Source organism: Haloterrigena sp. KLK7 (genome assembly GCF_037914945.1).
In the GTDB taxonomy this organism is placed as follows: Archaea; Halobacteriota; Halobacteria; order Halobacteriales; family Natrialbaceae; genus Haloterrigena; species Haloterrigena salinisoli.
This window is the reverse complement of sequence record NZ_CP149787.1, coordinates 842,264-860,650: the sequence shown is the minus strand read 5'-3', so window position 1 is coordinate 860,650 and position 18,387 is coordinate 842,264. Positions and strand designations below refer to the sequence as shown.

Genomic DNA, 18,387 nt, shown 5'->3' with positions numbered 1-18,387 from the left:
CAATCTACCTGCCGCCAAAAGTCCTGCTTTCCGCGGATGTCTCTGAGGCCGGTCATAATAAAGAAGGAGGCCTAGTTATGATATATTAGTAAGATAACTATAGGTATTGTTAATAGCGGACCGACAAGTACTAGCAACAGATGACACTCCCACGTACGATCGACGTCGCGATCGTCGGCGCCGGTCCCGCCGGAATCGGCACGGCGGTCGCACTCGACGCCCTCGAGACGGAACACGTCGTCCTCGAGCGCGACTGCATCGGCGCCTCGTTCCGGCAGTGGCCCGACGAGATGCGGCTCCTGACGCCGTCGTTCCCCGCTAACGCCTTCGGAGTGCGCGATCTGAACGCGGTCACGACCGACACCTCGCCCGCGCTCGCGCTGGACTGCGAACACCCGACGGGGGAGCAGTACGCCGACTACCTCGAGGCCGTCGCGACGTTCCACGAGTTGCCGATCTACGGCGGCGTCGAAGTCGACCGCGTCGTTCCCGACGACGAGACGGCCGATCGATCGGCCGCTGGCGACGAGGCGGGCGGCTTCACTCTCGAGACGAGTGAGGGGCCGATCGAGGCCGAGTACGTCGTCTGGGCGGCGGGCCAGTACCAGTATCCGTCCGACGGCTCCCTCTCGGGCGCCGACCACGCGGTCCACGTCTCGACCGTCGATTCGTGGGCGTCCTACGCGGGCCAGTGGTCGATCGACGAGGACGAACGGAACGCCGAAGCCGAGCGCGCTGCGAGCGACGCGGACCGCGAGCCAGCGCGGATCGCGGCCGACGGCGCCGGCGCGGCCGGGCCGATCACCGACGACGTCGTCATCGTCGGCGGCGCGGAGAGCGGCATCGACGCGGCGCTCGGGCTCGCCGATACCGGCTGCTCGGTCACCGTTCTCGACGGTGACGGCCCCTGGCAGTACCGCAGTTCCGACCCCAGCGAGGTGCTCTCGCCGCGAACGAGCGATCGGCTCGAGTCGGCGCTCACCGAGGGGCGGCCGATCGATCTCGTCACCGACGCGCGCGTCGAGGCGATCGAGCGCGAGCGACGAGGTCCGGTCAGGGCCGACGGCGACGAGTACGTCGTCCGGACGGCCGACGGCGACGCGTTCCGCTCGCGGGCGCCGCCGCTACTTGCGACCGGGTTCGAGGGAAGTCTCGCCGTCGTCGACGACCTCTTCGCGTTCGACGGCGGCGCGCCGGCGCTGACCGACCGCGACGAGTCGACCGAGACACCTGGCCTCTTTCTGGTCGGGCCACAGGTCGCCCACGACGGTCAGCAGTTCTGTTTCATCTACAAGTTCCGCCAGCGGTTCGCCGTCGTCGCCGAGACCGTCGGCGACCGACTCGGCGTCGACACCGATCCGCTCGAGGAGTACCGAGAGAAGCGGATGTTCCTCGAAGACCTCGAGTGCTGCGAGCCGGACTACTGCGACTGCTGAGGGAGCGATCGGGCAGAAAAAACGGACTCGAGCGGTTCCGAGTTCGCGTCAGTGACTCGAGTGGATGTGTTCGCGCAATTCGTCGGTTTCGTCGAACGAGTCGTCACAGACGGCACAGGTGTTGTGGTGGAGCGCGACGTGCTGGGTGACGCCGGCGGCAGACTGGAACGAGTCGTCACAGTTCGAACAGCTGTATGTCATGGTTCGGGTTGCCCTCCCACGGCCGATCACAAAAATAGGGGCCGAGATATCGCCGGCACCGAGACGACGTGGTCGACGGGGCACCCGGACGCGCGTATCGGGCGCGGCTCGAGTTCCGCCCCGTTCGAGCGCAGTCGGCCTCTGATTCGAGTTATGGGTCGTCAGCGGATCTCGTCTCGAGAGACGAACGCCGATCCGACGGCGCGGATCCACGTCTCCTCGACGTCGCCCGGCGTCACGTCCGAGTAGATCGTACAGACGTCCGGTCGGTGCTCGTTTCGCTCGACGTAGGCCTTGTAGCACGGCGATATCTCTCCGTCGGCCGGCTGCGGATCCGGGCGCAGTGGCGCTTCGCTCGCGGTCTCGGCGTCTGTGTCTCGGTCGGTCATCGCGGTGCAGTGTCAGTCCGCAATGCCGAGTTCCTCCGCGTGGTCGTCGCGGTCCTCGGACGCATCGGCGGTGTCCGGATCGTCCTCGTCGGCCGCCGCTACCTCTGCGTCCTCGGGCGCTTCGAACGTCGGGAATCGGTCCTCGAACGCGTCCGGATCGGCCGCGAGTTCCGCGTCGGTCGCCAGGCAGTCCTCGAGGCTCGCTCGCAGCGACTCGCGGTCCATCTCGGTGCCGATCAGGACGAGGCGAACGCCGCGGTCGCCCCATCGGTCGTGCCAGACGGACTCGAGTTCGGGCTCCTCGGCGAGTCGTTCGCGGCGCTCGTCCTCGGGTAGCGCGTCAACCCACGTCCCGCCGGGACCGACGCGAATCGACTGGCCGGCGACGTTGAGGGTGAACGCCTCGTCCCGACGACTGCCGATCCAGAAGTGGCCCTTCGCGCGGACCACGGCGTCGGGGAACTCGTCGAGCAGATCGGCGAAGCGTTCCGGGTGAAACGGACGGCGCGCCTCGAAGACGAACGAGGAGACGCCGTGTTCCTCCTCGGCCGACTCGTGGGGCTGCTGAAGTTCCCGAATCCAGCCCGCGGATTGGCTGGCTGCCTCGAAGTCGAACCGATCGGTGTCGACGATGTCGTCGGGATCGACCCGGCCGTGTTCGGTGCGGACGATCTCGGCGCGGGGCTGGAGCACCTCGAGCGTCGCCTCGATCTCCGCGAGCGTGTCCTCGTCGACGAGGTCGCACTTGTTCAACAGGAGGACGTCGCAGAACTCGATCTGTTCGACGACGAGGTCGCCGAGATGTTTCGTAGTGCCGTCGTCGTCGAGCAACTCGTCCGACTCCATCGCCGTCCGGAACTGGTGGGCGTCGACGACCGTAACGGTCGTATCGAGGTGACAGCCCTCGAGCGGTTCGATGCCGGTCTCCTCGTAGAACTCGGTGGGATCGAGATCGGCTTGGTCGAAGCCGAGCGTCAGCGTCTGGGCGACGGGCAGGGGTTCGGCGACGCCGGTCGACTCGACGACGATCGCGTCGAACTCCCGGTCCGACGCGGTGAGCTCGCCGACGGCGTCGAGCAGGTCTCCCCGGAGTTCACAGCAGATACAGCCGTTCGAGAGCTCGATCAGCTCCTCGTCCTCGTCAGTGATGTCGGAGGACTCGGCGACGAGTTCGGCGTCGACGTTCACCTCGCCCATATCGTTGACGAGGACGGCGAGATCGCGGCCGGTCTCGCCCAGCACGTAGTTGAGCGTCGTCGTCTTTCCGGCTCCGAGGACGCCGGAGAGTACCGTGACGGGAGTCGAGTTGTCGGGCATTCAATTAACAATATTGGCTCCAATGTAATAGATATTATTATCTTATGCAGTAGGATTATTAAATCAGTGGCACCATAGCCGACTCGAGCATGCGAGGATCATCGCTGGGGCCGGCGCAGAGTGTACCGTCCGCTGACCGAACCGCACGACGCGACGAGGTGATCGGGGCCGAATGATCGACGCAGATCCTGCTCGGGACGGCTCGAGACCCGACCGCGTTGTCCTGATCGGCAAGGAGAGCGTCGGCAAGTCGGCGCTGGCCGCGGGACTCACCGGCGCGGCGCCGGCCGCTGAGAACGTCGCGGGGGCGACGGTCTCGAGCGAGGTCTACCGGAGCGGCGACCTCGAGGTGATCGACACGCCCGGGATCACCCTCGAGGCCGACACCGAGACGACCCGCGAGGCGCTGACAGCGCTCGCGGACGCCGAGACGGTCGTCCCCGTCGTGCCGGCGACCGACCTCGATCGCGATCTCGCCGACCTCCTGCCGCTCGTGCAGGGCCGGACCGGTGCGGTGATCGTCACCCACTGGGACCGCGTCGAGGCGACCGGCGAGGCGCGCGGAACGATCGCCGACCTCGAGGCGGATCTGGGCGTCCCCGTCGTGCCGGTCGACGCGCGGACCCTCGAGCGCGTCGCGGCGGACGGCGCCACGCCGACGAGCGACGGCGCCTCGAGCGGCCGACGGTCGCGACGTCCGCGCCGCGCTGCGGTACGCGGACGAACTCCCCGGCGGGACCGCGGTGCGGGCCGGCTGGGCGGTCGAACCGCCGGCGCGCGTCTTCGAGCGCCCGTACCTCGGCCCCGTCGTGAGCGCCCTCGTCCTCCTGTCGCCCGCCGCGGTCGCCGTCTGGTTCGCCAACGCCGTCGCGGACGACCTCGATCCGCTCGTCGGGGCCGCCCTCGAGCCCGCGGTATCCTGGGGCCGGACGCTGCCGGGTCCGCTGGCGGCCGTCTCGGCCGGCGACTACGGCTTGCTCTCGATGGGGCCGTTCCTCTTCGTCTGGGCGTTGCCGACGCTGCTGATCTTCGCCCTCTTCACGGGCGCGTATTCGGCCAGCGGGCTCACGATGCGAGTCACGACGGCGCTCCATCCGGCCATGCGCCGCGTCGGTCTCGCCGGTCGCGATCTGGTCCGGATCGTCATGGGCTTCGGCTGTAACGTCCCCGCGGTCACGAGCACGCGCGGCTGTTCGGACTGTACGCGCTGTACGACCATCTCGGCGATCTCGTTCGGCTCGGCGTGTTCCTACCAGTTCCCCGCGACGCTCGCGGTCTTCGCGGCGGTGGGCATGCCCTGGCTCGTCGGTCCGTATCTCGCGGTTCTCGCCGCGACGACGCTCGTTTACGTCCGCCTGATCGCGCCTCCCGAAGCGCGCACGACCGATCTGGCGGTCGCCCGTCGGACGTTCCTCGAGCGGCCCCGTCCTCGCGCTGTCTGGCGCGAGGCCCGCAGTTCGCTCGACGGCTTCGTTACGACGGCGCTCCCCGTCTTCGCCGCTATCTGCGTCGTCGCCGCGCTGCTCGACTACGTCGGTGCGCTCGAGGGTCTCGGAACCGTCCTCGAGCCGGCGATGGCCGCCTTTGCCCTCCCATCGGAGGCGGCGCTGCCGATCGTCCTCGCGGCGATCCGGAAGGACGGAATCGCGCTCCTGACGGCCGAGTCGACCGCGATCGAGGCCCTCTCGCCCGTCGAGGTGCTGGTCGCCGTCTATCTGGCCGGCGTCTTGCTGCCCTGTCTCGTCACGGCGATCACGGTCGCCCGCGAGGTCTCGGTGCGGTTCGTCGCCGCGATGCTCGCGCGACAGGCCGCCGCGGCGGTCGGGTTCGCGTTCGTCATCGCGTGGACGGGACGGCTTCTGTACTGATCGCAATTCCGTCCCAACGTCGACGGCACTCACCCGGAGACCGCTTGCGGTCGCGGCTGCGTTCGCCCTCGAGGTCCCGCACGCGGAGTCGCTCGAGTTTCGGCAAAGGTGTGAATCTATCGGTGAAGAATAGCTGTAGTTAATAATACAAAGCACTAAAGTAATAATAGGGTGTACCGCGGTTCGATGTACGACTGCGTCATCGTCGGCGGCGGCGTTCACGGGACCTACTGCTGTCAGCGCCTACTCGAGGACACCGCCCTCGAGCGCGAGGACCTCCTGCTCGTCGATCCGCACGACCAGTTGCTCGCGTCGTTTCGTCGGAAGGCGGCGGCCTGCGGGATGGACGAACTCCGATCGACGTTCGTCCAGCACGTCGGCACCGAACCGTTCGGTCTGGAGTCGTTCGCCGAGAGCCGCGGTCGCGAGGGGGAACTCCGGCCGACGCCGGGGTATCCGCCGCGTCCGACGCTGTCGCTGTTCCTGGACTTCGCCGACTACGCGATCGAACGCAAGGGACTCGCCGACCGCCACCGGCGAGCCGCCGTCGAGTCGATTCGCCGATCGACCGAGGGCGACGGCTCGCTGGTCCTCGAGACGGATGCAGGCGACGGAGACGGAGCGGAGGACGGAGACGAAACCGGGAACGGCGACTCGAGTGGAGGGCGAATCCGAACGCGGAGCTGCGTGCTGGCGATCGGTCACGGCGGTCGCTACCGGTATCCGCCGTGGGCCGACGGCGTCGACGCGATCACCCACGTCTGGGACGGGTTCGATCCCGGGCGCCGCGCCGAGGAGACGGTCGTCGTCGGCGGCGGGATCACCGCGGTCCAGCTCGCGACCGCGCTGGCCGAGCGCGAACCGGTGACGCTGTGTCCCCGCGACGACATCGCGGAAGCGACGATCGAGGCCGATCCGCGCTGGATCAACTGGAACCACATCGAGAAACACCTTCATCGGTACCCGCCCGGATCGCGGGTGCGATTCGAGACCGTCCGCGAGGCGCGCAACGACGGCACTGTTCCGCCGCGACTGCTCGAGCGCCTCGAGTCGGCCGTCGACGACGGCGATCTGGTGGTTCGAACCGGCGACGTCCGTTCCGCACGCGAGATCGACGATCGGGTTCGGCTGCTGCTCGAGAACGGCGGCTGTTGCTCGGCCGAGCGCGTCGTCCTGGCGACGGGGTTCGCTCCCGTCTTCGAGCATCCGTTCGTCGAGCGCGTCGCCGCGTCGCTCGACCTCGCGCGCGGCTACCGCGGGATGCCGATACTCGACGACGAGACGCTGGCCTGGCGCGACGCGACCGGCGACGAGACGCCGCTGTTCGTTACGGGCGCGCTCGCGGCGGGAACCGTCGGTCCGCTGGCGGGCAACGTCGCCGGCGCGCGGCCGACCGGATCGCACGCACGCTCGAGGCGCGCCGACCGGCCGTTCCGGCTTGATACGTGCGGATATCCACGAACGTGTATTACGAATCCGAGTCGAAAGCGTTTTTGAGCACGGATACGGGGATTCAGGTAATGACCGCCTACACCGCGACGGTGACCGTTCGGCTCAAACACGGCGTCCTCGATCCCGAGGCCGAGACGACCCAGCAGGCCTTAGAGCGGCTGGGCTTCGACCTCGAGGACCTGCGTTCGGCGGACCGCTTCGAGATCGACCTCGAGGCCGAATCGACCGAGAACGCCCACGATCGCGCGAGCGAGATGGCAGAGCGCCTGCTGGCGAACCCGACCATCCACGACTACGACGTGGAGGTCGACGAGCGGTAGATGACCGTTGCAATAATTCGCTTCGGCGGCTCGAACTGCGACCGGGACGCCGAGCGCGCCCTCGAGCACCTCGATATCGACGCCGAGATCGTCTGGCACGAGGACGGCCTACCCGCCGACACCTCGGGGATCGTCCTCCCGGGCGGGTTCTCCTACGGGGACTACCTGCGTGCCGGCGCGATGGCCGCGCGCTCGCCGATCATGGCCGAGGTTCGCGAGGCCGCGGCCGAGGGGACGCCGGTTCTGGGCGTCTGCAACGGTGCCCAGATCGGCTGCGAGTCGGGGCTCACCGAGGGGGCGTTCACCACAAACGAGAGCGCCCGCTTCCAGTGTGAACGCGTCTACCTGCGCGTCGAACGCGCGGACACGCCCTGGACCGCCGCCTACGACGAGGGCGACGTCATCGAGATCCCTATCGCCCACGGCGAGGGCCGTTACGAGATCGGTGACGACCGACTCGACGCCCTCGAGGACGACGACCGAGTTCTCTTCCGCTACTGCGACGAGAACGGCGAAACGGGGCCGGACGTGAACCCGAACGGCTCGAAACACGACGTCGCTGGCGTCCTCGGCGAGCGCGAGACCGTCGCGGTGTTGATGCCCCATCCCGAACGGGCGACGCTACCCGACGTCGGCCCGACGGACGGCCAGGGGATCCTCCGCGGATTCGAACTGTCCGAGACGGAGGCGTAGACGTCCGCTGCTCCCGCTATCGATCGTCCGACCGCGCCGCCAGACTGCCGATCGAGCCACGACTCAGTTTCTGAGTCGAGTCGAACAGTAATGAGACGGCAGTTCGTTGACGCCGGTATATCCAACCGGTGGGGACGAGCGCATGGGATCTGAAACGGAGGTCGTCTACGTCTGCCCCGACGGCGCCGACGGGACCGTTCGGGAACTGCGCGAACGCGTCGGTCGGGTCACGACCGTCGACGCCGTCGCCGACCGTCCGACGGCCCTCTCGAGCGCCGACTGCGTCGTCGTCGGTGACGGACTGTCCGATACCGATCCGATCGAGTGCTGTCGGCGACTCCGAGCGTACCGCCCCGAGCTCCCGGTGGTCGTCTTCCCGACCGACGGCAGCGAGTCGCTGGCGGGCGCGGCCGTCGCCGCCGGCGCCGACGGCTACGTTCCCCGCGCTGACGGCGTCGACACGCTCGCGACCCGTCTCGACGCCCTCCTCGAGGACGACGACACCGCGTCGTCGACCGCTGTGACTCCCTCCGCGTCCGGTTCGACGACCGATCTCTCGGACCGTCTCGAGTTACTGATCGACCAATCGCCGCTCGCCATTATCGAGTGGTCGCTCGACTTCGACGTCGCGTGCTGGAATCCGGCGGCGACGGAGCTGTTCGGCTACGCGGCGTCGGAGGCACGCGGCCGGTCCGCGACCGAACTGATCGTCCCCGCCGACGTTCGGGGGGAGGTCCTCGAACACTGGGAGCAGCTGCTCGATGGGGATTTCGACGGGAACACCGCGTGGCGAGTCAACGAGAACGTTCGCAAGGACGGGACGACGATCACCTGCGAGTGGGTCAACACGCCGCTGACCGACGACGACGGCGAGATCGTCGGCGTCCTCTCGTTCGTTCAAGACGTCACCCCCGAACGCAAGCGCGCGAACGCGCTCGAGGCGCTTCAGGAGACGACCCGCGAACTGATGCGCGCCCGGTCGGCCGACGAGATCGCCGCGATCGTGACCGACGCGACCGAACACGTCATCGATCGTCCGCTCGCCGCGGTCCGGATCCGCGACGAGGACCGCGAGGCGCTCGAGCTCGCGGCGATCAGCGAGACGCTCGACGAGGTAACGGGCGACATCTCTTCGATCGGACCGGACGGCGGGGCGCTCTGGCAGATCTACGAGGACGGCGAGCCGTTCGTCATCGAGGACGTCAGGACCGAGCTGATCCCGTACGAGATCGGGGTCGCCGTCAGTAACGCCGTCCTCTACCCGCTCGGCGACCACGGTCTGCTGTCGGTGGCGCCGGCGGACGACGCCGATTTCGATCTCGCGGAGATTCACCTCACCCACGTTCTGGCCGCGACGGCCGAAGCCGCGCTCGATCGGCTCGCGTTCGAGGAGCAGTTGCGGGCGGAACGCGATCGGTTCGCGGCGCTGTTCGAGAACGTCCCCGATGCCGTCGTCAGCGCGCGCCAGACCGCCGACGAAGCGATCGTCGAGGCAGTCAACCCGGCGTTCGAACGGATGTTCGGCTACGACGAGTCGGCGATCGTCGGTCGGCCGCTCGATCGGATCATCGTGCCCGCCAACAGGACCGCGGAGGCGGAAACGTTCACCCGCCGCGGCGGTAACGGCGAGACCATCGAGACGGAGGTCAAGCGACGGACTGCCGACGGACTGCGCGATTTCATGATGCGAGTCGTTCCCGTCGACCGCGGTGAGTCGACCGACCACACGTTCGGCCTCTACACCGATATCACCGACCGGAAACAGCGACAGAAGCGCGTCGAGATCCTCAACCGCGTCCTGCGCCACGACATGCGAAACGGCATGAACATCATCGACGGCTGCGCCGAGATGCTCGCCGACGCCGTCGACGACGACGATATCGAGTACGCCACCACCATTCAGGAGCGGGCCGGCGAACTCGTCTCGCTCGCCGAGAAGACCCGCGCCGTCGAGCGCGTCCTGGAACGCGAGTCGGTGACGACGGGCCCGATCGACGTCACCGAGACGATCGAGGAGGCCCTCGACCGCCTCGAGACCGACTATCCCGGCGTCACCGTCACCCGTTCGGTCCCCGACCGACTGTTCGCCCGGATCGACGCCTCGCTCCGGACCGCGCTCTATCAGGTCCTCGAGAACGCGGTCGAACACCACGACCGGTCGGCGCCGACGATCGACGTCTCGGTCTGCGATCGGCGCGACGACGGGATGCTCTCGCTGTCGATCGCCGACGACGGGCCCGGAATGCCCGACGAGGAGCGGGAACTGCTCCAGGGCGACCGGGAGATCACCCAGCTGCGCCACGCGAGCGGTCTCGGGCTCTGGCTGGTCAACCTCGTCGTCACGCAGGCGGGCGGCCAGCTCACTTTCGACGCGAACGAGCCGCGGGGCACCGTCGTCACGCTCGAGATTCCGCGGGCCGACGCCGAACTGGCCCGTTCGACGGGCGACTCGACGGTGACCAGCGACTACTGATGCCGGTTTCGGTGCGCGGCTCTCGTTGCCGGCGAGACCAGCGAAGGACCCGCGCTCGAGACGACCGCTCGACGTGCGGCGGCGCGCGCTGTCGGTCGACCGAACGGGAGTGAGGTCGACCGACGAGTACGTGCGAGGTCTTCGCGAATAGTGCGAGACAGGAGGTCTCGCATACCGTGCGAACGGCGCGAAGCCCGTGAGCAGATGAAATGAGCGAACGGCTCGGAAGACGCTCCGCGCCTTCCGTTGGATGCGTGAGGGAGCGAAGCGACCGAGCGAATCGGCTGGGGAGGGCGTGGCGATTCCCTGTCGCCACGATAGCAGGACGCTTCGTTTTACACCGTTCTCTCGAGGATGCGACGCACCGAGCCACGCGAGTGACGAAATCGACTGGGAAGGTCGCGGGACCTCAGAGAACCTTCGTCCTGGGCCAGCTACGCGTCAACGACTGAGTCAACCTATCGCGTCAGCGGCTGGTTGAAACTCCGCTCGCGCTCCATCACGGTCTCCCAGGTCAGTTCGCACTCACAGGAGACCTGCTCGAAGACCGAGGGATCCTGCCGGAGGTCGAAGTCCTTGATCGCCTTCTGGACGAGGTCGTCGCACTCCGTGCAGTTGTGCGGGCCGCGGTCGGAGCCGTGACCGACCGGGTCCGAGACGACGATCGCGTCGACGTCGGCGGTCTCTTCTAAGACGTGGACGACCGACCAGAGCCACGGCGGGCGGTAGCCGTCGTTGAAGTAGAGTTCGTCGACCATGGTGTAGCGCTGGACGTTACAGGGGTTCATCGAGACGGTGTGACACCCCTCCACGTCGGCGCAGCGCTCGATCGACGAGATCATGTCCTCGACGGCTTCGGACTCGGTGAGGAACGGCGGCTTCATCAGGAGGTAGGCCTTGATCCCCGCGTCGGCGTCGCCGGCCGCCTCCGCGTCGGCCGCGGCGGCCTCCGCGCAGGCGTCCTCGAAGTCCGCGAAGTCGAAGTACTTGTTCACGCAGTCGTGACGGACGCGGTCCGTGGCCGTCTCGAGGCCGATCGCGACGTCCGTATCGAGCCCGTGCTGGGTGAAGTCGCCGATCTTCTCGCGGTCGATGAAGTCGGGCAGCGACTCGAGGACGATCCGGTCGCGGTCGGCGAACGTCTCGGCGATGGCCCGCCGGCTCTCGGCGCCGACCTCGCGCTCGTCGAGGAAGGAGCCGGAGGTGTAGATCTTGATGAGGTCCGCGGTGTCGTCGGCGTTTTCCGACTCGTGCTCGAGGCAGACGTCGATCTGGTCCATCAGGGCCTCGTGGCTCACGCTGCCGCCGTCGACGCTCTCGGCGACGTAGCCACACATCGTACAGCCGCCGGCGCGGGCCCACCGGCAGCCCCCCGTGTTCAGGATGATCGTCAGGCTCCGCTTGACGCCGCCGGGGGTGTTGTCCTCGTCGAGCCAGACGCGGGTCGGCTCGTGGGGATCGTAGCTGGCCTCCTTGCGCGAGCGGATCTCGCGCATGACCTGATTGTGGGCGTCCATGCCCTTGCCCTGCTCGTAGACGTCGGGGCTCGGTTTACTCATTACGAGGGGGAAGCAGTCCGGCGCGTAAAGCGCCTTCGTCTGGGGGCACGAGCGCACCGCTACGATATCGGCCGGCGTTATTCGGAGACGACGATACTGCCGTCTGCGCCGACGCGAACGTCGTATCCGCAGTACGTGAAGCGGACCGTCGATTCGGTCCGTGCGCCGTCGGCAGTCGACGACTGAACGAGCGAATTCAACGCGTCGGGATCGATGGTGTCGTAGAGCGGGGGTAACGCCACCGGATCGGTTTCCTCGAGCGAGGCGACCCGTTCGATGATCTCCAGACTCGGTGTCTCGCTCGATGGCTCTGCAGAGAAGATTGGTTCACTCATTACCGAATGGTCTCCTTCGATGGCCTCGTATCTACTGTCGTATTCTTCCGTTATTTATACCGGGGCGGATGATCGGGGTCGATTCCTCCTTCGGAGCCGTCAGTCGTCGAACAGGTGGCGGAACACTTTGGCCATGATTCGCCGCAGATGCGTCGATAGCGTCGACTGTGAGATACCGAGTTCGTCGGCGACTTCGGCCGCACTCGCGCCCTCGGGTTCGTAATAGCCCATTCGAGCCGCGGTCCGGGCGACCTCTCGCTGGCGTTCGGTGAGAGCGACCTCGGCGTGACCGACGGAGACCGCGCTCGCTTGCGATTCGGTGCTGTAGATCTTCTCGAGATCGAATCGAATGTCCTCCTCGCGACAGAACTCCCAGTAGTCGCCGAGCCGTTCTCGATCGGGCGCGTGTAATCGCAGTTCCCAGTCCCGGTCGACGGTCCGACTGGAAAGCACCTGTAACCCGAGATCGGCGATTTCGGGGCTCGTGAACTTCGTCTCGCGGGTGTGATAGATCTGGTAGACGCGGTGGTCTCGAAACTCCATCGTCACTTCCCATTCGTCTACCGTGTGATCGGTCTCGAGCGCGGAGTCGAACGCTCGAAAGTCACAGTTCGTTACCGAATAGAAGAGGATCGATCCGGATCGATCCGGATAGGTCAACGGCTCAGATTCCACTGCTATTTCCACGCCGTCAACGGTTCGAATCGTCGGCGTCAGTGGGAGATCGGGGTGGGAGATGATCATCTCGGCGATGAAATTCCGTGTCATCGATCTCCCTCGAAGCGACGCACTGCCACCCGTTCGGTCCCGATCGGCCTATCCGAGTCGCATCTCCCGGGTTTCGATGGCGTCACAGGTCGGACAGACGAACTGGTAGGTGACGCGGCTCCCGCTCGTCCGAACGCGCCAGCCGCCTTCGGTGTCGACGTAGCCACACGCCGGGCATTTCGGATCCGACTCGTCGAATTTCGCCTTGAGTCGCTCGAAGGGTGACCGATAGGTTGACATACGTCTAGTTATGGTATGGCATTACATAACAATCTAGGATACCCGTCCGATCGTTGACCCGTTCGATCGGGCACCGCGGTTCTTACGGCGCTGCCGACCCAAGGAGGGCTATGGAGAACGCCGATGCGGCGGAGAACGAGGGTCGGATCGGGCCCGCGGCCAGCGCGCTCGAGGCCGTCGTCGACCCCGTCGTCGCCGTCGCCGACGGGACGATCACGTACGCGAACGGTGCAGCGCGGTCGGCCCTCGACCTGACGGCGTCGACCGAGGGCGAGCCCGGGGCCGACGAGTGGGACGCGGCGAGCGAACTCGAGTCGTGGCCGCGACTCGAGGCCGCCATCGACGAGACGACCGTTGGAACGGCCCGCCGGGTCCCCCTCGAGGACGAGCCGTACGACGCGCGGATCCACCGGGACGCGGCGGTGGCGACGGTCACGTTCGACCGCGACGCGGACGACGCTGCGGCGGCCGAGACCGGGGCGGAGACGGCGATCGGCGAGAGCGACCGCACGGTCAAGGACCGGGCGATCAACGAGGCGCCGGTCGGGATCACCATCTCGGATCCGGACCGCGAGGACAACCCGCTGGTCTACGTCAACGACGCCTATCAGGAGATCACGGGCTACGGCTACGACGAGGTCGTCGGCCGGAACTGCCGGTTCCTGCAGGGCGAGGACTCCGACGAGGAGGCGATCGCCGAGATGGCCGCGGCCATCGACGAGGACCGTCCGGTCACCGTCGAACTGAAGAACTACCGCAAGGACGGCACCGAGTTCTGGAACGAGGTCACGATCGCGCCCGTCCGCGACGCGGACGGAACGGTCACCAACTACGTCGGCTTCCAGAACGACGTCACGGCGCGCAAGGAGGCCGAAATCGCCCTCGAGCGGCGCACCGAGGAACTCGACGACCTCCTCGAGCGCGTGGAGGGACTGATTCAGGACGTCACGGACGTCGTCGCGGGCTCGACCGACCGATCGGAGCTCGAGACCGCGGTCTGCGAGCGGATCGCCGCGGAGGCGGGCTACGACGGGGCGTGGATCGGCGAGCGCAACCCCGCGACGGGGATCGTCGACGTCCGGGCGAGCGCCGGCGCGTGCGACGACGCGGACGGGACGCCGATCGACACCGACCACCCGGCCGCCGCCGCGCTCGCGGAGAACGCCGCCGCGACCGACGCGCTCGAGGGCGGAACTCGCGCCGCGTTCCCGCTCTCGTACAACGGTATCGAGTACGGCGTGCTCACCGTTCGCATCGATCGCGACCGCGAGGTCGACGAGCGCGAGCGGGTGATCCTCTCGGCGCTGGCCCGCGCGGTCGCCAGCGGCGTCAACGCCCGCGAGACCAGCCGCGTGCTCGAGACCGACGCCGTCGTCGCCGTCGAGGTCGCGCTGACCGATCGATCGGTCGCGCCCGTCGCCCTCTCGGCCGCGGCCGACTGCCGACTCGAGTACCGCCGCTCGGTCCACCGCACCGACGACGAGACGACGTCGATGTTCACCGTCACGGGGTCCGACGCCACCGCGGCCGCCCTCGCGGACGCGGCCGACGCCGTCGATCTGGACTGCCGGGTCGTCGTCGAGCGCGAGGGGGAGTGTCTGGTCGAACTCGCCGGCGGCGACGACCTCGTCGGCTGGCTCTCCGAGCGGGGCGTCCGGCTCGAGGCCATCGAGAGCGACGATGGTCAGGCCCGCGTGACCCTCGAGATCCCGCGCTCGGCCAACGTCCGATCGATCGTCGAGGCCCTCGAGGACCGGTACGCCGGCACGGACGTCATCTCCTTCCGGCAGCGCGAGCGCGAGGGCGAGACGCGCCAGGAGTTCGCGGCGCGACTCGAGCGCGAACTCACCGACCGCCAGTTCGCCGCGTTACAGCGGGCGTATCTGAGCGGCTACTTCGAGTGGCCCCGGCCGACGACCGGCGAGGAACTCGCCCAGTCGATGGGCGTCTCGCGGCCGACGTTCCACGAACACCTTCGAACGGCCGAAGCGAAGCTGTGTCGGGCGTTCTTCGGAGACACTGAGTCTTCGGGCTGACACTGCAGGGCCGAATGCCCCTCTTAACGGACTGTAGCCCGGCGCTAGCCGTTGGACGGTCGCCGAGGTTTATCTGTGTCTCCGTGATAGGCCGACGTATGCTCCAACTCGCAACGTCGATACCGCTTCAGACGGGCGGCGGGCTCCTGTACTGGGCAGTGATCTTCTTCGTCCTGGCGATCGTCGCGGCCGCGGTCGGCGCTCGCGGGGTCGCGGGCATCTCGATGGAGGTCGCACGGATCTTCGTGCTGATCTTCATCATCCTCGCGATCGTCTCCCTGCTGCTGTAGCGGGCGGCGCTCGGCGCGGAATCGACGGCTTCGGTCCTTCGCCTCGAGTAGTTTCAGTTACGAGGGCGCAGTATTTTCGCCCCTCACTCGGCTCGGGACGTCACGGTCTCGTCTGACCGTCCAGCGATCGCTCGTCCGACGCCGCGGACGCGACCGTAACCGGATTCGGTTACTTCCGGGTGAGAACGACTAACAGTATAGACGATGAATTGAACGGTGAGGAGTTATCATGACTGATATCGGTGGATTCCAAGATCACGTCGCCCGCATCGATCTCTCGGATGGGGAGGTCGCGTACGAGTCGATCGACGACGAGGACGCGGAGAAGTATATCGGAGCGCGCGGCCTCGGGGTGAAGTACGTCTTCGAACAGGGTCCCGACGTCGACCCGCTCGGGCCGGACAACCTCCTGGCCTTCATGAACGGACCGCTGTCGGGGACGCAGACGACGATGAGCGGCCGGATCGCCGTCTGTACGAAGTCGCCGCTGACCGGCACCGTCACGGACAGCCACCACGGCGGCTGGTCGGGCGCTCGACTGAAGTGGGCCGGCTTCGACGGCCTGCTGTTCGAAGGGGAGGCCGACGAGCCGGTCTACGCCGTCGTCGAGGACGGCGAGGTCGAACTCCGGGACGCCTCCCACCTCTGGGGCGAGGGCTTCCACGACACCCGCGACGCGATCGAGGAGGAGGTCGAGGGGGCCTACGGCAAGAACCTCTCGATCATGGGGATCGGCCCCGGCGGCGAGAACGGCGTCAAGTACGCCTGCATCATGAACGAGGACGACCGGGCCTCCGGCCGCGGCGGCACCGGCTGCGTCATGGGGTCGAAGAACCTCAAGGCGGTGGTCGTCAAGTCCTCGACGAAGATGCCACAACCCGCGGACAAGGAGACGTTCATGGAGGGCCACCAGCAGGCCATGCAGGCCATCCAGGAGTCGGAAGTCACCGCCCCCAACGAGGGCGGCCTCTCGATGTACGGCACCAACGTCCTCATGAATATCGGCGAGGAGATGGACGGCCTCCCGACGAAGAACGGTCGGTACACCTCGACGGAGAGCATGCGCGAGGCCGAGGGCGTCGACATCGACGCCGAGCGCGTCTCCGGCGAGAACGTCCGGGAGAACATCCTCGTCGACGAGCCGACCTGTCACTCCTGTCCGGTCGCCTGCAAGAAGGAGGTCGAGGTGACGGCGATGCACAAGGGCGAGGAGATGAACGTCCGCACCGAGTCCTACGAGTACGAGTCGGCCTACGCGCTCGGCCCGAACTCCGGCCACACCGACCGCGACGCCATCGCGCTCATGATCGACCGCTGTAACGACATGGGCGTCGACACCATCGACACTGGCAACATGCTCGCGATGGCCATGGAGATGTCCGAGGAGGGCAAACTCGAGGGCGTCGGCGAACTGGACTGGGGCGACTACGAGACGATGATCGACATGATCGAGCGGATCGCCCGCCGCGAGGACGACCTCGCGGACCTGCTGGCCGAGGGCCCCCGCCGCGTCGCCGACCGGCGGGACGCCCACGAGAACTCGCTGGCGGTCAAGGGCCAGACCATCGCCGCCTACGATCCCCGCTGCATGAAGGGGATGGGCATCGGCTACGCCACCTCGAACCGCGGCGCCTGTCACCTGCGGGGCTACACGCCCGCGGCGGAGATCCTCGGCATCCCGGAGAAGGTCGACCCCTACGAGTACGAGGGCAAGGGCGAACTCACCGCCCAGTTCCAGGACCTCCACGCCATCAGCGACTCGTTCGACATCTGCAAGTTCAACGCCTTCGCGGAGGGCATCGAGGAGTACGTCACCCAGTACAACGGAATGACCGGCCGGGACGTCACCGAGGACGAGCTCCTCGAGGCCGGCGAGCGCATCTACAACCTCGAACGGTACTACAACAACCTCAACGGGTTCGACGGGAGCGACGACTCGCTGCCCGAGCGCTTCCTCGAGGACGGCATCCCCGGTCAGGGCGCCAGCGAGGGCGAGTACTGCGAACTCGAGGAGATGAAGGAGGAGTACTACGAGCACCGCGGCTGGGTCGACGGCGTCGTCCCCGACGAGAAGCTCGACGAACTGGGCATCGACGTGGGGCCCGGAACGGGCGTCTCCGCGGGCGACTCGCCGGCACCGGCCGACGACTGATCGCCGACGCGGGCGACCCGGCCGTCGGGTCGTCGTTCGAACGTCGGTTTTTCGGACGGTAGGGTTTCAGCTCATCGCGTTTCGACTATGGCTCCCCGGTACGACTTCGGCGTCTATCACTGGCGACGGCGGTTCCGCTCGATAGCCGCCGCGCTCCTCGCGGCCGTGCTCGGCGTCGCCGTTCGACGGCGGACGGACGACCCGCGCGTTCGACTCGCCGCGGGCGGGGCGGCGATCGGTGCGGTCGTCCACGCCGTCCGCGTGCTGCGCCGCCTCCTGTCGCCGCCGCCGTGGGCGCTCGAGCGGGCGAAGTACGACGCGCTGGCGAACCGACTCCCGCTGGCCGACGCGGATCGCGTTCTGGACGTCGGCTGCGGCACGGGACGGTCGCTCGTCGGCCTCGCCCCGCACGTGCCGCCCGACGCGGACGCCATCGGTCTCGATGTCTTCGACGACCGCGTCGTTCTCGGGAACGGGCCGGCGCTCGCGCGACGGAACGCCGACCGGGCCGGTCTCGCGGCGACCCCGATCGTCGGCGACGCGGCGGCGCTCCCGCTGGCCGACGATTCGATCCCCGTCGTCACCGCCTGTCGCGTCCTCCACGACCTCGAGGCGGCGGCCGCGGATCGAACGCTTCGCGAGACGCGACGCGTCTGTCGGCCCGACGGCGCGCTCGGCGTCCTCGAGTTGCCGTTGACGCCCGACGGTGTCGCGCGCGATCCCGAATCCTACTGGGCGGATCGCGTCACCGCGGCGGGATTCCGGATCGAGTCGTTCGACCGCCTCGAGCGCGACGGTCGGGAGCCGTACATCGCGATCGTCGCGACCCCGCGGACCGAGACCGACGGCTGAGCCGTT

General features: G+C 67.6%; 17 protein-coding genes and 1 pseudogene. 11 read left to right on the top strand and 7 right to left on the bottom strand.

Annotated features, from left to right (window positions below; genetic code table 11):
* Positions 1–140 precede the first annotated feature (140 nt).
* Positions 141–1,436 (top strand): NAD(P)/FAD-dependent oxidoreductase, encoded by a 1,296-nt coding sequence (locus WD430_RS04210; RefSeq protein WP_339104783.1) that lies wholly within the window; start codon positions 141–143, stop codon positions 1,434–1,436.
* A 48-nt stretch (positions 1,437–1,484) separates the two neighbouring features.
* Here WD430_RS04210 and WD430_RS04205 read toward each other — a convergent pair whose 3' ends face one another.
* From WD430_RS04205 to WD430_RS04195, 3 genes are all read right to left on the bottom strand, one after another.
* Positions 1,485–1,637 carry a hypothetical protein gene (locus WD430_RS04205; RefSeq protein ID WP_339104782.1) on the bottom strand — a complete coding sequence of 51 codons (153 nt, stop codon included), beginning with the start codon at positions 1,635–1,637 and terminating at the stop codon, positions 1,485–1,487.
* Positions 1,638–1,798: 161 nt separating this feature from the next.
* Positions 1,799–2,026 (bottom strand): hypothetical protein, encoded by a 228-nt coding sequence (locus WD430_RS04200; RefSeq protein WP_339104781.1) that lies wholly within the window; start codon positions 2,024–2,026, stop codon positions 1,799–1,801.
* 12 nt (positions 2,027–2,038) lie between these two features.
* A complete protein-coding gene (locus WD430_RS04195; protein WP_339104780.1) occupies positions 2,039–3,343 on the bottom strand; it encodes a GTP-binding protein in 1,305 nt (434 codons plus the stop codon).
* A gap of 172 nt (positions 3,344–3,515) precedes the next feature.
* Here WD430_RS04195 and WD430_RS04190 point away from each other — a divergent pair.
* From WD430_RS04190 to WD430_RS04165, 6 genes and pseudogenes are all read left to right on the top strand, one after another.
* Positions 3,516–3,917, top strand: a pseudogene (locus WD430_RS04190) (GTPase); the annotation flags it as partial.
* 169 nt (positions 3,918–4,086) lie between these two features.
* Complete coding sequence (locus WD430_RS04185) at positions 4,087–5,211, top strand: nucleoside recognition domain-containing protein (protein WP_339104779.1); 1,125 nt, start codon at positions 4,087–4,089, stop codon at positions 5,209–5,211.
* A 186-nt stretch (positions 5,212–5,397) separates the two neighbouring features.
* Positions 5,398–6,708 (top strand): FAD/NAD(P)-binding protein, encoded by a 1,311-nt coding sequence (locus WD430_RS04180; protein ID WP_339104778.1) that lies wholly within the window; start codon positions 5,398–5,400, stop codon positions 6,706–6,708.
* Between the two features lie 23 nt (positions 6,709–6,731).
* Positions 6,732–6,983 (top strand): phosphoribosylformylglycinamidine synthase subunit PurS, encoded by a 252-nt coding sequence (purS, locus tag WD430_RS04175; RefSeq protein WP_339104777.1) that lies wholly within the window; start codon positions 6,732–6,734, stop codon positions 6,981–6,983.
* Complete coding sequence (gene purQ, locus WD430_RS04170; protein ID WP_339104776.1) at positions 6,984–7,676, top strand: phosphoribosylformylglycinamidine synthase I; 693 nt, start codon at positions 6,984–6,986, stop codon at positions 7,674–7,676.
* 142 nt (positions 7,677–7,818) lie between these two features.
* Positions 7,819–10,149: a PAS domain S-box protein gene (locus WD430_RS04165; RefSeq protein WP_339104775.1), complete on the top strand. Its 2,331-nt coding sequence runs from the start codon at positions 7,819–7,821 to the stop codon at positions 10,147–10,149.
* A gap of 458 nt (positions 10,150–10,607) precedes the next feature.
* Here WD430_RS04165 and WD430_RS04160 read toward each other — a convergent pair whose 3' ends face one another.
* From WD430_RS04160 to WD430_RS04145, 4 genes are all read right to left on the bottom strand, one after another.
* Positions 10,608–11,708 (bottom strand): archaeosine biosynthesis radical SAM protein RaSEA, encoded by a 1,101-nt coding sequence (locus tag WD430_RS04160; RefSeq protein ID WP_339104774.1) that lies wholly within the window; start codon positions 11,706–11,708, stop codon positions 10,608–10,610.
* Between the two features lie 77 nt (positions 11,709–11,785).
* A complete protein-coding gene (locus WD430_RS04155; protein WP_339104773.1) occupies positions 11,786–12,043 on the bottom strand; it encodes a HalOD1 output domain-containing protein in 258 nt (85 codons plus the stop codon).
* Positions 12,044–12,142: 99 nt separating this feature from the next.
* Complete coding sequence (locus WD430_RS04150) at positions 12,143–12,811, bottom strand: helix-turn-helix domain-containing protein (RefSeq protein ID WP_339104772.1); 669 nt, start codon at positions 12,809–12,811, stop codon at positions 12,143–12,145.
* Positions 12,812–12,859: 48 nt separating this feature from the next.
* Positions 12,860–13,051, bottom strand: coding sequence for an HVO_0649 family zinc finger protein (locus WD430_RS04145; protein WP_339104771.1), 192 nt, complete (start codon positions 13,049–13,051; stop codon positions 12,860–12,862).
* 110 nt (positions 13,052–13,161) lie between these two features.
* On the opposite strand from WD430_RS04145, the gene WD430_RS04140 reads away from it, so the two are divergent.
* The 4 genes from WD430_RS04140 to WD430_RS04125 all read left to right on the top strand — a co-directional run bounded on the left by WD430_RS04140 (position 13,162) and on the right by WD430_RS04125 (position 18,381).
* Positions 13,162–15,087: a bacterio-opsin activator domain-containing protein gene (locus WD430_RS04140; protein ID WP_339104770.1), complete on the top strand. Its 1,926-nt coding sequence runs from the start codon at positions 13,162–13,164 to the stop codon at positions 15,085–15,087.
* Between the two features lie 98 nt (positions 15,088–15,185).
* Complete coding sequence (locus tag WD430_RS04135; RefSeq protein WP_339104769.1) at positions 15,186–15,377, top strand: DUF1328 family protein; 192 nt, start codon at positions 15,186–15,188, stop codon at positions 15,375–15,377.
* A gap of 229 nt (positions 15,378–15,606) precedes the next feature.
* Positions 15,607–17,529 carry an aldehyde ferredoxin oxidoreductase family protein gene (locus WD430_RS04130; protein WP_339104768.1) on the top strand — a complete coding sequence of 641 codons (1,923 nt, stop codon included), beginning with the start codon at positions 15,607–15,609 and terminating at the stop codon, positions 17,527–17,529.
* Positions 17,530–17,616: 87 nt separating this feature from the next.
* Positions 17,617–18,381 (top strand): class I SAM-dependent methyltransferase, encoded by a 765-nt coding sequence (locus tag WD430_RS04125; protein WP_339104767.1) that lies wholly within the window; start codon positions 17,617–17,619, stop codon positions 18,379–18,381.
* Positions 18,382–18,387: the final 6 nt, after the last annotated feature.

Bases quoted from the DNA above. Each gene is read 5' to 3' on its own strand.
- WD430_RS04210 (WP_339104783.1), top strand. From the start codon at position 141: ATGACACTCCCACGTACGATCGACGTCGCGATCGTCGGCGCCGGTCCC.
- WD430_RS04205 (WP_339104782.1), bottom strand. From the start codon at position 1,637: ATGACATACAGCTGTTCGAACTGTGACGACTCGTTCCAGTCTGCCGCC.
- WD430_RS04200 (WP_339104781.1), bottom strand. From the start codon at position 2,026: ATGACCGACCGAGACACAGACGCCGAGACCGCGAGCGAAGCGCCACTG.
- WD430_RS04195 (WP_339104780.1), bottom strand. From the start codon at position 3,343: ATGCCCGACAACTCGACTCCCGTCACGGTACTCTCCGGCGTCCTCGGA.
- WD430_RS04180 (WP_339104778.1), top strand. From the start codon at position 5,398: ATGTACGACTGCGTCATCGTCGGCGGCGGCGTTCACGGGACCTACTGC.
- purS (WP_339104777.1), top strand. From the start codon at position 6,732: ATGACCGCCTACACCGCGACGGTGACCGTTCGGCTCAAACACGGCGTC.
- purQ (WP_339104776.1), top strand. From the start codon at position 6,984: ATGACCGTTGCAATAATTCGCTTCGGCGGCTCGAACTGCGACCGGGAC.
- WD430_RS04165 (WP_339104775.1), top strand. From the start codon at position 7,819: ATGGGATCTGAAACGGAGGTCGTCTACGTCTGCCCCGACGGCGCCGAC.
- WD430_RS04160 (WP_339104774.1), bottom strand. From the start codon at position 11,708: ATGAGTAAACCGAGCCCCGACGTCTACGAGCAGGGCAAGGGCATGGAC.
- WD430_RS04155 (WP_339104773.1), bottom strand. From the start codon at position 12,043: ATGAGTGAACCAATCTTCTCTGCAGAGCCATCGAGCGAGACACCGAGT.
- WD430_RS04150 (WP_339104772.1), bottom strand. From the start codon at position 12,811: ATGACACGGAATTTCATCGCCGAGATGATCATCTCCCACCCCGATCTC.
- WD430_RS04145 (WP_339104771.1), bottom strand. From the start codon at position 13,051: ATGTCAACCTATCGGTCACCCTTCGAGCGACTCAAGGCGAAATTCGAC.
- WD430_RS04140 (WP_339104770.1), top strand. From the start codon at position 13,162: ATGGAGAACGCCGATGCGGCGGAGAACGAGGGTCGGATCGGGCCCGCG.
- WD430_RS04135 (WP_339104769.1), top strand. From the start codon at position 15,186: ATGCTCCAACTCGCAACGTCGATACCGCTTCAGACGGGCGGCGGGCTC.
- WD430_RS04130 (WP_339104768.1), top strand. From the start codon at position 15,607: ATGACTGATATCGGTGGATTCCAAGATCACGTCGCCCGCATCGATCTC.
- WD430_RS04125 (WP_339104767.1), top strand. From the start codon at position 17,617: ATGGCTCCCCGGTACGACTTCGGCGTCTATCACTGGCGACGGCGGTTC.